Origin of the sequence: Rhodococcoides kyotonense (assembly GCF_900188125.1) — a bacterium.
GTDB lineage: Bacteria > Actinomycetota > Actinomycetes > Mycobacteriales > Mycobacteriaceae > Rhodococcoides > Rhodococcoides kyotonense.
Genome location: NZ_FZOW01000010.1, coordinates 210,771 through 225,160, shown reverse-complemented (window position 1 = coordinate 225,160; position 14,390 = coordinate 210,771). Strand labels below are relative to the sequence as shown.

General features: G+C 64.9%; 12 protein-coding genes. 2 read left to right on the top strand and 10 right to left on the bottom strand.

Features of this window, described 5'->3' with window-relative positions:
• Positions 1-5: 5 nt before the first annotated feature.
• From CHB96_RS17955 to hadA, 3 genes are read right to left on the bottom strand one after another with little or no spacing between them, the layout of a single operon-like run.
• Complete coding sequence (locus CHB96_RS17955; protein WP_089248676.1) at positions 6-722, bottom strand: Clp protease N-terminal domain-containing protein; 717 nt, start codon at positions 720-722, stop codon at positions 6-8.
• A 51-nt stretch (positions 723-773) separates the two neighbouring features.
• Positions 774-1,412 carry a hypothetical protein gene (locus CHB96_RS17950; protein ID WP_245865835.1) on the bottom strand — a complete coding sequence of 213 codons (639 nt, stop codon included), beginning with the start codon at positions 1,410-1,412 and terminating at the stop codon, positions 774-776.
• Between the two features lie 17 nt (positions 1,413-1,429).
• Entirely contained in the window at positions 1,430-1,972 is a 543-nt protein-coding gene (gene hadA, locus CHB96_RS17945) for a (3R)-hydroxyacyl-ACP dehydratase subunit HadA (protein WP_245865833.1), read from the bottom strand.
• Positions 1,973-2,109: 137 nt separating this feature from the next.
• Here hadA and CHB96_RS17940 point away from each other — a divergent pair, with 137 nt between their 5' ends.
• Together CHB96_RS17940 and ggt are read left to right on the top strand one after the other, a co-directional pair.
• Positions 2,110-4,356, top strand: a complete 2,247-nt coding sequence (locus tag CHB96_RS17940) for a putative bifunctional diguanylate cyclase/phosphodiesterase (protein ID WP_089248672.1) — start codon at positions 2,110-2,112, stop codon at positions 4,354-4,356.
• 54 nt (positions 4,357-4,410) lie between these two features.
• The gene (gene ggt / locus CHB96_RS17935) at positions 4,411-6,288 is read left to right on the top strand and encodes a gamma-glutamyltransferase (protein WP_176444359.1); all 1,878 of its coding nucleotides are present in this window, start codon (positions 4,411-4,413) and stop codon (positions 6,286-6,288) included.
• A 10-nt stretch (positions 6,289-6,298) separates the two neighbouring features.
• Here ggt and CHB96_RS17930 read toward each other — a convergent pair whose 3' ends face one another.
• From CHB96_RS17930 to CHB96_RS29730, 7 genes are read right to left on the bottom strand one after another with little or no spacing between them, the layout of a single operon-like run.
• Positions 6,299-6,982, bottom strand: coding sequence for a response regulator (locus CHB96_RS17930; RefSeq protein WP_089248668.1), 684 nt, complete (start codon positions 6,980-6,982; stop codon positions 6,299-6,301).
• Positions 6,979-9,453 (bottom strand): DUF4118 domain-containing protein, encoded by a 2,475-nt coding sequence (locus CHB96_RS17925; protein ID WP_089248665.1) that lies wholly within the window; start codon positions 9,451-9,453, stop codon positions 6,979-6,981. Before CHB96_RS17925 ends, CHB96_RS17930 begins: the two co-directional genes overlap by 4 nt.
• Positions 9,454-9,462: 9 nt before the next feature.
• Positions 9,463-10,116, bottom strand: a complete 654-nt coding sequence (locus CHB96_RS17920) for a potassium-transporting ATPase subunit C (protein WP_089248663.1) — start codon at positions 10,114-10,116, stop codon at positions 9,463-9,465.
• A 1-nt stretch (position 10,117) separates the two neighbouring features.
• The gene (kdpB, locus tag CHB96_RS17915; RefSeq protein ID WP_089248661.1) at positions 10,118-12,199 is read right to left on the bottom strand and encodes a potassium-transporting ATPase subunit KdpB; all 2,082 of its coding nucleotides are present in this window, start codon (positions 12,197-12,199) and stop codon (positions 10,118-10,120) included.
• Positions 12,196-13,881 carry a potassium-transporting ATPase subunit KdpA gene (gene kdpA, locus CHB96_RS17910; RefSeq protein WP_089248659.1) on the bottom strand — a complete coding sequence of 562 codons (1,686 nt, stop codon included), beginning with the start codon at positions 13,879-13,881 and terminating at the stop codon, positions 12,196-12,198. Before kdpA ends, kdpB begins: the two co-directional genes overlap by 4 nt.
• A gap of 7 nt (positions 13,882-13,888) precedes the next feature.
• Positions 13,889-13,987, bottom strand: coding sequence for a potassium-transporting ATPase subunit F (locus CHB96_RS29410; protein WP_141136505.1), 99 nt, complete (start codon positions 13,985-13,987; stop codon positions 13,889-13,891).
• Positions 13,987-14,160 (bottom strand): hypothetical protein, encoded by a 174-nt coding sequence (locus tag CHB96_RS29730; RefSeq protein ID WP_176444352.1) that lies wholly within the window; start codon positions 14,158-14,160, stop codon positions 13,987-13,989. The genes CHB96_RS29410 and CHB96_RS29730 overlap by 1 nt, the downstream gene beginning before the upstream one ends.
• Between the last annotated feature and the right edge of the window lie 230 nt (positions 14,161-14,390).

Sequence of the window (14,390 nt, the reverse complement as noted above, 5' to 3'; positions counted from 1 at the left end):
GGACGTCAGTCGAACTGCGACAGGAACTCCGCGACCTGCTGCTCGACCGAGGCCTTGTCGAGGCCGAGACCGGTGAGAACACCTTTGCCGTCTTCGTGTTCGAGCAACGCGAGCAGGATGTGTTCGGTGCCGACGTAGTTGTGACCCATACGCAAGGCCTCACGGAAGGTCAGTTCGAGGGCCTTCTTCGCGTCGGCATCGAAGGGAATCAACGCCGCGGATTCCGCGCCCGATTCGGGAAGCACGCCCGACGCCGCGTCGCGGACCGCCTGTTCGGTGCGATCACCCGAGAGCAGGATCCGGGTGCCAATCGATTCCTTCTCGCCGAGGAGTCCGAGAACGAGGTGTGCAGTGGCGATTTCGGCATTCCTGGCCGCATGCGCTTCGTTCTGCGACGCAACTACGACGTTCTTCGCGCGAGGGGTGAAGCGGTTGAATCCCTGACTGGCGTCGAGGTCGGTATCGGCACCCTTCGGGACGAAGCGCTTCTGCGCCGCCTGCTTCGAGACGCCCATGCTGCGACCGATGTCGGTCCACGACGCGCCGGAACGTCTGGCCTGATCGACGAAGTGTCCGATCAGGTGATCGGCGATGTCGCCGAGTGCTTCGCCGGCGACGACGGCATCGGACAGCTGGTCGAGTGCATTCGTGTGCACCTTCTTGATGGCCTCGATCAGGTCGTCGAGCCGGACGGGAACGGAGAGTTTCGTTGGTTCGGTCATGCGTCAACCATAAGTTGACGATCCGAGATTCGTCAACCCTTGGTTGACGACTCAGCCGAATGTGCGTGCGGCCGCTACTGCCGCGTCGACGTCGACCTGTCGAGGCCCGAACATCTCCCGCAGTTGATCCGCGGTAACTGCCGGGCCTGCTGCGATCGCCGCGGCCACAGCCCGCGCGTCGGGAACTGCGTTCACGCCCTGGTCACGCGCGATGCCGTCGAGAAATTCGGTCAGGTGGCCGACCGTCGCGTCGTGCGTGACCGCGGGAAGTTTCAGTGACTCGAAGCCGTCGGGCAGCGTGTACTCGGCGCGCGACCACACACCGGACTCGAAGCCGTACACGAATCCGATCCACATTCCGCTTCGGTCGATGTCGGCGATGTAGTCCTCGATGGAGTCCCGCCACCATGCGGGGACTCCCGCGAGCAGGTCGGTTTCGGACTCGCCGAAGTACGTGGCCGCGCCGGCGTAGTAGGTCTCGCTGTACTCGTGGTCGTGGCCGACGAGGATCGCACGGTCCGGGCCGAGGATACGCAGATCCGCCCAGTTGCCGCCGCCGTCGTCGTAATGCCAGGTGTTGTCGCGGGCGAAAGAGTGATCGGGCCAGCCCTGCGCCGCTGTCAGTGCGGAACACAGAGCCCACCGCCCACGCATCTCGGCGGGACTGGACTCCAGCGGCGCGCGGTTCACGCTCTGGGAAACTACCGTCAGATCGCCGGTACCGCGACCGTTCCGGCCATCATGATCTTCTCTACGACGTCGAGGAAGTCGTCGGGCGCTTGGATATCGGTGCTGGCCGCGATCGTGGTGGTGGCCGTCATGACCGGCTGGTCACGCTGATCGAAGATGTCGTTCTCGACGACGATCAGGTCCGTTCCCGCGACCTTTCGAGCCGACACGATGGACACCTCGCAGCTCAGCCGATCGCCTGCCCGCAGCGGGCGATGGAACGCGAACCGCTGGTCCACCTGCAGGATCTGCGGCATCGCGTAACAGCTGAGTGTCTCCTCGAACAGTCTCCGCTGCGCAACGAATCCGACGAGCGCCATGAACGTCGGCGGTGCCACGAGATCGTCGTGGCCGAGCGCAGCCGCGGCGTCGACGTCGAAGTGGGCCGGGTGGAAGTTCTGCACTGCGCGCGCGAACTCGGCGACCTTGGCTTTTCCGACCTCGTAGACGTCGTCGATGCGGTAGCTCTGTCCCACCATGGCTCGCACCTGGCCCGGTACGTCCTCCGACACATCGCTCATGGGCGTCGATTTTACCGCCCGCGCCATCGGACACCCGCACACCGTCGCACGCACGGCAGAGCGCTTCTACAGTAACCTCCCAGCAGGGGCGACATCACTCGACAATGAAACCGACGTGCACACGAAGGGGGCCTTCGATGGACACGAAGGTTCTGCCGCTCGCCAAACTCCTCACCGGCATGCCGAAGGTAGCCGGGATCCTGTCCGTCGTCGTCGCCGCAAGCGTGGTGTTCTACGTCGGTGACTCGTCCATACGGTCGATCGTCCTCGGGACCTTCGCGCTGACCTCGGTCGTCTCCATCAGCGTCGGGATCCGCCGGTACCGACCGGCCGATTCGACGTCGTGGTGGTGTCTGTTCGGGGCATCGGCCCTCTTCCTGATCGGCGTCGGTCTCCGCGGCGACCCGACGGTCTATCCCACGGGCATCACCGCGTTGTCGCATGCCCTGACCCTGGGCGGATACGTCCTCATCGGTACCGCGCTGGCCCGCTGGATTCTCGAACGCCGATCCAGAGACGACATCACCCCGCTGATCGACGCGTCGCTCATCGCCGTCGGCACGCTGTTCCTGTCGTGGGTTCTGCTGATCGCGCCGCTGCTCGACACCGGAATCAGCACCATTGCCGTCGTCGGACACGGCGTCTACCCCGCGATCGACGCGGGCATGATCACGCTCGCCACCTACCTGCTCATGTCGTCGGATCGACGCAACAGCGCACTGCGACTGCTGCTGTTCGCTCTCGTCACGATCCTGGTGGGAGACATTGCCTACGCGTACTCGCTGTCGCACGACGCCGCCGTGTCTCCCGGGCTGCTCGACGGCATCTACCTGCTTGCCTATGCGTCGGTGGCACTGGCGGCTCTCAACCCGCAGATGGCAACGATGTCGCACCGGCTGCGCGGCGCCCCTCGTCACCGCCACCGACAGGTGGTGTTCGTCGTCGTTCTTCTCGCGGTCTGTGCTGCCATCCCCGTTCTCGGCACAGCCGCGTCGACGGCGGACCTGACCGTACGGTCGACGCTGTTGGCTGCCATGCTGATCGGCACGTTCCTACGCGGCGAGCGTGCCATGAGCCTCGTCGCACGAAGCGAGGACGACGCCCGTTACCGCGCCGCGCACGACGCATTGACCGGACTGCCCAACCGAACGATGCTCGACGAGCAATTCGCACGACTGTCGTCGGACCGAGGAAGTGGCCGGATCTTCATCCTGTTCGTCGATCTCGACAACTTCAAGATCGTCAACGACTCGTACGGCCACCGCGTCGGCGACGAGATGATTGCCGCTGCGGCACAACGACTTCGCGCGACGGTTCGGTCGTCGGACACCGTCGTTCGGTACGCGGGTGACGAATTCATCGTCATCGGCAAGGGCGCGAGACCCGACATCGAAGCTGTCGCACGCGATGTCATCGACCGCATCTCCGAGCCGTTCGTGCTCAGCGCCGCGTCGACGTACGTGACCGCCTCGATCGGCATCGCGACCACCGACCATCGCTCCCGCGACCTCGACGAGATCATTCGTGAGGCGGACATCGCGATGTACAAGGCGAAAGCGTTGGGCGCCTCGCGATTCGAGTTCTTCGACGAGTCACTGCGTGCATCGTCGACCGCAGCCATCGAGACCGCCACCGCGCTGCGAGGTGCCGTCGAACGCGGAGAACTCGAGGTCCACTACCAACCGATCGTCGCGACGATGTCTCGGAACACCGTCGTCTACGAGGCGTTGGTGCGATGGAATCGCGACGGCGAACTGCGCTCACCCGGCGAGTTCGTTCCTATCGCCGAGTCGACGAACCTGATGTCGGACATCGGTGCGTGGGTGCTGCGTACCGCGTTGACCGACCTCGCGACACTGCGGGCGCACGGGCAGACCGTCACGATGTCGGTCAACGTCTCTCCCGTTCAGCTACGCGACAATTCGCTTCCGACACTGGTCGCTTCTCTGCTCGAGGAACTCGGCCTCGACGGGTCCGATCTGGCGCTCGAAGTCACCGAAACGGCACTCATCGACGACGTCGGTGCCGCCCAAGCGATTCTCGAACAGCTTGCCGCGATGGATGTCTTGATCGTGTTGGACGACTTCGGAGTCGGCTACTCGTCGCTGAGCCGACTGCGCCAGTTGCCGATTGCGTTGTTGAAGATCGACAGGTCGTTCGTCGCGGAGATCGGGTCGAACCAGTCGGCCGGCTCGCTCGTCACCGCGATCGCGTCGATGGCACGCGCGCTCCCGGTGTCGATCGTCGCCGAAGGAGTCGAGACCGAGGCGCAGGCCGCTGCGGTCGAAGCACTCAATTGCCGTTTCGCTCAGGGCTTTCTGTACGGACGACCTGCGCCCCTTCGTCATTGGTTGGACGCGGACCCCGCTGATACCCGGACATAGCTCGGGTGGCGGTGTTAGCGTCGACCGATGGGTGTGCGGCGATTTACCGTAGCGATGTGTGCACTGGTCCTCGTTCCTGTGACCGCGTGCGGCACGCAGGACACCGAATCCGCGTCGTCCTGTGTGGCGGGCGACATCGGCGCCGCGCAGTCCACGGCCGCGTCGGGCACGGGTGGTGACATCTCGACCAACCCCGAGATCGCAACGGGGTACCGGTCCGACATGACACCGGTCGACACTCGGGACTACGCGGTGTCGACGGCCAACCCCATCTCCACCGAGGCGGCCTGCGAGGTGCTGCGCGACGGCGGAACCGCGGCGGACGCACTGATCGTCGCCCAGACCGTGCTGGGTCTCGTCGAACCCCAGTCGTCCGGCATCGGCGGCGGCGCGTTCCTGATGTACTACGACGCCGGATCTCGCGAGGTGCAGGCGTACGACGGCCGCGAGACCGCACCCGCGAGTGCGACGGGAGACTATCTGCGGTACATCGACGACGTCGATCGCACGCCGCCGCAACCGGATGCCCGGTCCAGTGGTCGGTCGATCGGCGTCCCCGGTGTGCTGCGCATGCTCGAACAGGCGCACACCGATCACGGCAAGCAGGACTGGTCGGAGTTGTTCCAGCCAGCAGTCGCATTGGCGGACAACGGGTTCGAGATCAGTCCGCGTATGGCCCAGTCGATCGCCGATTCGGCACCGAAACTGGCACTCGACCCCGCGTCGAAGGACTACTTCCTGCTTCCCGACGGTACGGCCAGAGCCGCGGGCACCGTCCTGAACAACCCGGCGATGTCGAAGACGTTGTCCGCCATCGCCGACGGGGGAGCCGACGCCTTCTACACCGGCACCATCGCAGATGCGATCGTCGAGGCAACCGCGGACACCACGGCAGGGCGCACACCGGGACAACTGACCCTCGACGACCTCGCCGGGTACGAGGCCAAGACCCGCACACCAGTCTGTACGCCGTACCGCGACCACGACATCTGCGGAATGCCTGGCCCGTCGTCCGGGGGCATAGCCGTCGCGTCGGCGATGGGGATTCTGTCGAACTTCGACCTCGCCCAGTACGCACCGACCGACATGGATGCCAACGGAGGCAGGCCGACGGCCGAAGGCGTTCACCTGATCTCCGAAGCCGAACGGCTTGCGTACGCGGACAGAGACTTCTACGTCGCCGATCCGGACTTCGTCCCGCTGCCCGGCGGCACACCCGACACGCTGCTGAACCCCGACTACCTCGCCGAGCGTGCCGCTCTCATCGACCCGGGACGCAGCATGGGTACCGCGCAACACGGCGATTTCGGGCCGGTCGAATTCGCGTCGTCGACCGAACCCGAACACGGAACGAGTCACATCTCCGTCGTCGACCGCTACGGGAATGCCGCATCGATGACCACCACCGTCGAATCCGCGTTCGGATCGTTCCACATGGTCGACGGGTTCCTGCTCAACAATCAGCTCACGGACTTCTCCGCCGAACCTGCTGCGCCGGACGGGACTCCGTTGGCAAACCGCGTCGAGCCGGGCAAGCGTCCGCGCAGTTCGATGGCTCCGACCTTGGTCTTCGATCGGAACACCGACGGCTCTCGTGGTGACCTCGCGGTCGTCACCGGTTCACCCGGCGGCTCGGTGATCATTCAATTCGTCGTCAAAACACTTGTGGGAATACTGGATTGGGACATAAATCCGCAGCAGGCCGTGTCGATGGTCGACTTCGGCGCCGCCAATTCACCCACCACCAACTACGGCGGCGAGCACCCCAATGTCGACGGGCCCGACGACCCCGTCGTGAAACAGCTCGACGCCATGGGCCATCAAGTGTCCGTCGCCGATCAGTCCAGTGGTCTCAGTGCGGTGCAGCGTACCGACGGCGGCTGGACGGGTGGCGCGGATCCGCGGCGGGAGGGTGTGGTGCTGGGGAACTAGTGCCGCCGCGCTACTGAAGACGGTATCCCATCCCGGTCTCGGTGATCAGGTGCCGGGGGTGCGACGGGTCGTCCTCGAGCTTCTGCCGCAGTTGGCCCAGATAGATTCGTAGATAATGCGTTTCACGCTCGTGACGCGGTCCCCACACGGCCTGTAACAATTCCCTCTGTGACACCAGCTTCCCGCGGTTGCGAGCGAGTAGCTCGAGGACACCCCATTCGGTCCGCGTCAGATGGACCTTCTCGCCCTGTCGCGTCACGGTTTTCGACGACAGGTCGACCGTGAACGCATCGGTCACGACGACGGCACTCGTGTCGGCATGCGGACCGCGACGCCCGGCCGCGCGCAGACGCGCCAGCAGCACGTCCATTCCGAACGGCTTGGTCACGAAGTCGTCGGCTCCGGCATCGAGCGCTTCGACGATGTCGGCCGAATCGGTTCGAGCGGAGAGTACGACGATGGGGATGTCCGTCCAACCGCGCAGACCACCGATGACGTCGATACCGTCGATGTCGGGCAGTCCCAGGTCAAGGATCACCAGTTCGGGATGAAAATCGGCAGCGACACGAAGGGCCGCGGCACCTGTTGCTGCGACGGCGATCTCGTAGCCCCTGACCTGAAGATTGATACGCAGGGCCCGCACGATCTGCGGCTCGTCGTCGACGACGAGTACTCGTGTCCTCGCTTCCGTCATCGGGTCACCGCTCCGAGTTCGACGGTGATCGTCAGCCCGCCGCCCGGGGTGTCCGACGCGGCGACGGATCCACCCATTGCAACGGCGAATCCGCGAACGACGGACAACCCCAGCCCGACACCGACCGAGTTGTTGCGATCCCCGAGCCGTTGGAAGGCGTCGAACATCGTGGTTTCGGTCCCTGCGGCGACTCCTGGTCCGTTGTCGGACACCATGATCGACGCTCGATCACCATGAGCGACCGCACTGATACGGATGTCGCTGTCCGGCGCATGGCGCACACTGTTGTCGACGAGGTTGGCCACGACACGTTCGAGTAGACCCACATCGGCAAGAACCTCGACGTCGCCCACATCGACGTGCACTCGTTCGGTGGGGGACCCGACGAGTGCTCGGTGCACGACGTCCTCGACGAACACCGGCTGCAGACTCGGGCGGACGACGCCTGCCTGCAACCGCGACGAGTCGAGGAGGTTACCGACAAGCGCGGTCAACTGATCTGCGGATTCGTCTATGGTTGCAAGCAATTCGGCGGTGTCCTCGGCCGAGAACTCGATGTCGGTGCTGCGCAACGACGACGATGCCGCCTTGACCGCGGCCAATGGCGTCCGCAGATCGTGGCTCACCGCAGACAGCAGTGCTCTGCGCAGAACATCGGCCTCGGCCAATGCGCTCGCACGAGCCGCCTCGTCCGTCAGTCGCGCCTGCCGTACCAGACCGGCGGCCTGATTCGCCACGGCGACAAGAACACGTCGGTCGTGCGCCCGCGTCGCCGTCCCTGCGAGCACGAGAGTGAAATCTCCACCGGGCGAATCGATTCGCGTATCGGCACGTTCGACGGTCGGAGGCACGTCACCGACACTACCCACCGTCTCGCCGGTCGACACTTCGATCAGCGACACCGACCGTTGCCCGTACGTCTCGCGGACCCGTTCGAGCAACGCATCCAGATCGGCTCCGCGCAGCACGGATCCGGCGAACAGCGTCAACAATTCGGCTTCGCGCGAGGCTCGGCGTGCTTCTCGCGCTCTACGCGACGCGGTGTCCACCAGGACGGCGACCGCGACGGCGACGATCAGCAACACGACCGTCACGACGAAGTTCTCCGGCTCGGCGACCGCGAAACTGTATCGCGGCGCCGTGAAGAAGAAGTTCAGCAGGAATCCCGCCACGAGCGCCGACAATGCCGCCGGCGCAACACCTCCCAGCAACGCGACACACAGCACGACCATGAAGAACAGAGCGCTTTCGCCGCTCGAATCGAACTGCGGATCCACGATCGCCAGCACTGTGGCCGCGAGACACGGCACCGCGACCGCTGCCACCCACGACAACAATCGTCTAACACGTGAATCCGCAGGCATTCGGAGCCGCCGACGACGAAAGCCCGTCTCCCCGTGCGTTACCATGTGCACGTCGATGGTGCCCGAATGCTGGACCACCGACGATCCGATTCCCTCGTCGACGATACGCGCGAACCGCGACCGCCTGGACGTCCCGATGACGAGCTGAGTCGCGTTGACACCGCGTGCGAACTCGAGCAGCGTCGTCGGAACATCGTCTCCGACGACGCTGTGCATGGTGGCACCGAGCGCCGACGCGAGCGCTCGCACACCGCCCATCTGCGGCGCGGATACCCCGGACAGACCGTCTCCGCGCACCACGTGCAGCACCATCAGTTCAGCGCTCGACCTGGACGCGATACGGCTCGCGCGACGCACCAGTGTCTCCGACTCCGCCCCACCCGTCACTGCGACGACGACACGCTCACGCGCTTCCCACGTCGCCGTGATGTGCTTGTCCGCGCGGTACTTCACCAACGCCGCATCGACCTGATCGGCGATCCACAGCAGCGCGAGTTCCCGCAACGCCGTCAGGTTGCCCCGTCGGAAATAGTTGTCCAGTGCCGCGTCGATTTTGTCCGCGGCATAGATGTTTCCGTGAGACATCCTGCTTCGCAACGCTTCCGGCGTGATGTCGACGAGCTCCACCTGCGCGGCTGCCCGAACGACGCTGTCCGGAACGGTTTCTCGCTGCGCAATACCGGTGATCTGCTCGACGACGTCGTTCAGAGACTCCAGATGTTGCACGTTGAGGGTCGAGACGACATCGAGACCTGCGTCGAGCAGTACCGCGACGTCCTGCCATCGCTTCGCGTTCCGTGAGCCGGGCGTGTTGGTGTGTGCCAGTTCGTCGACCAACACGAGGTCCGGCCGACGCGCCAGCACGGCGTCGAGATCGAGTTCGTATCCGACGGTTCCGCGGTAGCGAATCTCCAGCGGCGGAATCACTTCGATCCCTTCTGACGCCGACGCCGTCAGTGCGCGTCCGTGTGTCTCGACGAGTGCGGCGACGACGTCGCATCCCCGGTCCTGGCGCCGGTGCGCCTCGTTCACCATCGCGTACGTCTTCCCGACGCCCGGTGCCGCGCCCAGATAGATCCGCAGCTCGCCGCGAGACTCCTGGTTCATACGCGTCTCCTACCCCGGACTGCAGTGCGGCGCAGTCAAGCCGAGAGCGACGTTGAGCTGCGGAACGTTCACCGCCGCCGCCCCGAGTACACCGTACTGCGGGCCGTCCGTGTAGTCGCGCACCAGCGCTTCGACGTCGTCGACGCTCATGCCGTTCACCTGCGCCACTCTGGGTACCTGCAGCGCTGCATAGGCAGGGCTGATGTCCGGATCGATGCCCGATCCCGACCCCGTCACCGCGTCCACCGGCACCTGACTCGGGTCGACGTTCTCCCGATCCGCGACGGCAGCGCGCCGCTGCTCGACGAACGTCGTCAACACCTCACTGCTCGGGCCCTGATTGGTCGGCAGCGCAGCACTCGGATCACCCGGTGCGAATGCGTCGTCGTCCGCGACGGAGCCGGTGACGCGGGCATGGAAGTACGGATCGGGTTGCCCGTCGGCTACCTGGCCGTCGGCCACCTGCGGGTCGACCCCGATCAACGCACTCCCGACGACGCATCCATCGGCGTCGCGGAGCGGCGACCCTTCCGCCGACTGGGTGTCGATCCGGCTGATGGCCCACACCGCGACGGGGTATCCGACTCCGAGTATCGCGGTGAACACGGCGAGGACTGCGAACCCCGCGAGCATCTGACGGAGGAAGCTGTGTACGAATCGCATGTCAACCGATCCCGGGGATGAGACGAACGAGCAGGTCGATGAACCAGATGCCGACGAACGGCGTGACGACGCCTCCGACTCCGTAGATCAGGAGGTTGCGCCGAAGCAGGGCTGCGGCCGACGACGGCCGGTAGCGAACACCTTTGAGTGCCAACGGAATCAGCACGACGATGACCAGAGCATTGAAGATCACCGCGGACAGGATCGCGGATTCCGGCGTCGCGAGTCGCATGATGTTCAATCCGTCCAGCTGCGGGTACAGACCGCTGAACATCGCGGGCAGGATGGCGAAGTACTTCGCCAGATCGTTCGCGAGCGAGAACGTCGTCAGAGCACCACGGGTGATCAACAGCTGTTTCCCGATCTCGACGATCTCGATCAGTTTGGTCGGATCCGAGTCCAGGTCGACCATGTTGCCCGCTTCCTTGGCAGCGGACGTACCGGTGTTCATCGCAACCCCGACGTCCGCTTGCGCGAGTGCCGGCGCGTCGTTGGTACCGTCGCCGGTCATCGCGACGAGTCTGCCGCCTTCCTGCTCCTTGCGGATCAACGCGAGCTTGTCCTCCGGTGTTGCCTCCGCGAGGACGTCGTCGACGCCCGCTTCGGCAGCAATGGCCCTCGCCGTCAACGGATTGTCGCCGGTCACCATGACCGTCCTGATGCCCATCGCCCTCAGCTGTGAGAATCGCTGCGCGATACCTGGTTTCACGACATCGGACAACGCGACGACGCCCAACACACGGGCGGAGCCACCCGCCGCCACCGCAACGACGAGCGGAGTGCCACCCGCCTGCGCGATGTCTTCGATGGTGCCGTTCACGGCACCTGTCGATTCGCCGCCGTTGTCGCGTACCCACGCGGTGACCGAGTCTGCTGCACCCTTGCGAATCCTGTTGCCCCCGAGATCGACACCGCTCATCCGTGTCTGCGCGGTGAAGGCGACGAACTCGCCTGCCGTCTCCGACGCCTCCGCCGTCGGATCCAGTTCGAAATCACGACAACAGAGTTCGACGATGCTGCGGCCCTCCGGTGTTCCGTCAGCCAACGACGACAAGCGCGCTGCGCGGGCGAGTTCCGCGGCGTCGACACCCGGCGCCGGATGCAGCGCAGTGGCACGCCGGTTTCCGAACGTGATGGTACCGGTCTTGTCCATCAACAGCGTGTCGATGTCGCCGGCTGCCTCGACGGCTCGCCCGGACATCGCCAGCACGTTCCGCTGGACGAGGCGGTCCATGCCCGCAATACCGATGGCGGACAACAACGCTCCGATGGTCGTCGGTATCAGACAGACGAGCAGCGCGATGAGCCTCACCGGATCCTGCTGTTCTCCGGCGTATGCGCTCATCGGACCGATCGCGACGACGGCGAGCAGGAACACGATCGTGAGCGACGCCAACAGAATGTTCAACGCGATCTCGTTGGGTGTCTTCTGTCTCGATGCACCCTCGACGAGCCCGATCATCCTGTCCACAAACGTTTCACCCTGCGCGGCGGTGATCCGTACGACGATCTCGTCGGACAGAACCGTCGTTCCCCCGGTCACCGCGGACCGGTCACCACCGGATTCTCGGATGACCGGCGCCGACTCTCCGGTGATGGCCGACTCGTCGACGCTCGCGATGCCGTCGACGACATCTCCGTCGCCAGGGATCACCTCGCCAGCCGTCACGACGACCTCGTCGCCGACGCGCAGATCCGTCCCGCGCACCACTTCGGTCGTCCCGTTCGGCAATCTGCGTCGAGCAGAACTGTCCTGCTTGACCTTTCGTAGGCTTGCTGCCTGCGCCTGCCCTCGCCCCTCCGCCACGGACTCGGCCAGATTCGCGAACAGGACCGTGAACCACAACCACCCGGCGATGGAACACGCGAAGACGGACGGTTCGATCACCGCCAGTACCGTCGTGATTACCGAGCCACCGAACACCACGAACATGACGGGGTTTCGCGCGAGGTGGCGCGGATCGAGCTTACGGAACGCCCCTGGTACGGCTGTCCACAGTTGCTCGGTCTCGAATTTCCCTGCTGCAACGGGTGTTCCGCGTTCGGGTTCGACAGGGTGCTCGAGTGGAGTGACGACGGTCATTGCATGGCCTCCGCGATCGGGCCCAGAGCGAGGGCGGGGAAGAAGGTGAGCGCGGCGACGAGGACCGCGGTGCCGAGCAGCAGTCCGCCGAACAGCGGACCGGTAGTGGGGAGTGTCCCGACATCGGATGCGGTGCGCCGGGACTTCACGAGCGATCCCGCGAGCGCAAGCACGAACACGATCGGCAGGAACCGACCAAACAGCATCGCAAGCCCGAGCGATGTCTGGAACCAGTCGCTCGTGACCGTCAGACCGCCGAAGGCACTCCCGTTGTTGTTCGCCGCCGATGCATACGCGTAGAGCACCTCGGTGAATCCGTGGATCGAGCCCGGCGTGCCCGGGTCGCCCGAGTTTCCTTGAAATGCTCTCGTGGAGTTCAGAATCACCGTGACGCCCGTGCCCACCAACACCAGAGCCGGCATGACGAGCACGGACAGGGCCGCCATCGTGATCTCGCGTCGTCCGAGCTTCTTTCCCAGGAACTCGGGTGTGCGACCGACGAGCAAGCCGCCGACGAACACAGCAATGACGGCGAGCACCAACATGCCGTACAACCCTGTGCCGACACCGCCGGGTGCGATCTCGCCGAAGAGCATGTTCAGGAGCACTGCACCGCCACCCAGTGGTGACAGGCTGTCGTGTGCGGCATTGACTGCGCCCGTGGATGTTCCCGTGGTGGACACCGCGAACAACACCGAGCCCGGAATGCCGAACCTGACTTCCTTGCCCTCCATCATCGCGCCTGCTGCCTGTGCCGCGATGCCCCGCGTACCGGACTCGGCCGCAAGCGTGATCGCGAGCAGGCCACCCCACAGTGTGGCCATGACCGCGAGGATGGCCAGCCCCTGCTTGCGGCTACCGACCATCGTGCCGAACGTTCTGGTCAGGCACACCGGAATCAGCAGCAGCGCGATGATCTGCACGACGTTGCTGAGCGGCGTCGGATTCTCGAACGGGTGCGCCGAGTTCGCTGCGAGGATTCCACCGCCGTTGGTACCCAGTTCCTTGATCGCCTCCTGAGAAGCCACGGGTGCCAACGCGTTTCGCACGACGGAGCCGTCGAGTCCGGTCGAGGCGAATCCGGACGAGAAGGACTGAATCACGCCCTGTGTCAACAGGATCAACGCGATCACGAACGCAAGAGGCAGAAGGATGCGCAGGGTTGCACGGGTGAGATCGACCCAGAAATTTCCGAGCTCACCGCCGGCTCGGACGCGAACGAATCCGCGCACCAGCGCAACCGCGACCGCCAGACCGACCGCCGCGGACACGAAGTTCTGCACCGCGAGGCCGAGCGGCTGCGTCAGGTTCGACATCGTCGTCTCGGGAACGTAGGACTGCCAGTTGGTGTTGCTGACGAACGACACCGCGGTGTTGAATGCGACGGCCGGGCTCACCCCGGACAGTCCGCCGTTCAAGGGCAGTACGCCCTGAATTCGTTGCAGCACATACAGAAACAGCACACCGGCTGCCGAGAACCCGAGAACGCTTGTGGCGTAGCCGATCCAGGTCTGTTCGGCTCGCGGATCGATACGGCACAGCCGGTAGACGATCGACTCCACCCGTCCGTCGCGTGTGCTGTCGAACACGCGTGCCATGTAGTCGCCCAGCGGCACGTAGGCAAGGGCGAGCACTGCGATCACGACGGCGATCTGCAGGCCCGCGAGAAGCGCGGGATTCATGACGTACTCAGAACCTCTCGGGATCGAGCAGCGCGACGAGCAGGTATACGACGACGGCTACCGCCGCCACGACGAGTACGACGCTCACGAGTCCCGTGTACGTGATCATCGGCTCGCCCCGAGCAGGCGGACCACCAGTGCGCACGACGAGAATCCGACGAGCGTGACAGCGAGGTAGGCGATATCGGCCACTGTGCTTTCGACCTTCTTCTGCAGCGAGTTGCATTGCGAACCAGCGGGATACCGGCTCGACATCCAGCATGGTCTCGCCGCCGCCACCTATCGACGGTTCTTACGGGCTTATTACGCGTCGACCAGGGCGTCTTGACGACATTCTTACGGCCGCGTCTGCAAGCACCGACCATTCGGTTCTGGTTCGAACCTGAGAGCGGCAGTGGGCATTTCGGGCAGGCTCTCAGGTTGACGACGTATCGTTCGGCGCGAACGGGGCACGACGCGCGACAGGGAGTTCCACATCAGTCAAGAACGCCGAACCCACAACCTGCATC

Bases quoted from the DNA above. Each gene is read 5' to 3' on its own strand.
- CHB96_RS17955 (WP_089248676.1), bottom strand. From the start codon at position 722: ATGACCGAACCAACGAAACTCTCCGTTCCCGTCCGGCTCGACGACCTG.
- hadA (WP_245865833.1), bottom strand. From the start codon at position 1,972: ATGAGCGATGTGTCGGAGGACGTACCGGGCCAGGTGCGAGCCATGGTG.
- CHB96_RS17940 (WP_089248672.1), top strand. From the start codon at position 2,110: ATGGACACGAAGGTTCTGCCGCTCGCCAAACTCCTCACCGGCATGCCG.
- ggt (WP_176444359.1), top strand. From the start codon at position 4,411: ATGTGTGCACTGGTCCTCGTTCCTGTGACCGCGTGCGGCACGCAGGAC.
- CHB96_RS17930 (WP_089248668.1), bottom strand. From the start codon at position 6,982: ATGACGGAAGCGAGGACACGAGTACTCGTCGTCGACGACGAGCCGCAG.
- CHB96_RS17925 (WP_089248665.1), bottom strand. From the start codon at position 9,453: ATGAACCAGGAGTCTCGCGGCGAGCTGCGGATCTATCTGGGCGCGGCA.
- CHB96_RS17920 (WP_089248663.1), bottom strand. From the start codon at position 10,116: ATGCGATTCGTACACAGCTTCCTCCGTCAGATGCTCGCGGGGTTCGCA.
- kdpB (WP_089248661.1), bottom strand. From the start codon at position 12,199: ATGACCGTCGTCACTCCACTCGAGCACCCTGTCGAACCCGAACGCGGA.
- kdpA (WP_089248659.1), bottom strand. From the start codon at position 13,881: ATGAATCCCGCGCTTCTCGCGGGCCTGCAGATCGCCGTCGTGATCGCA.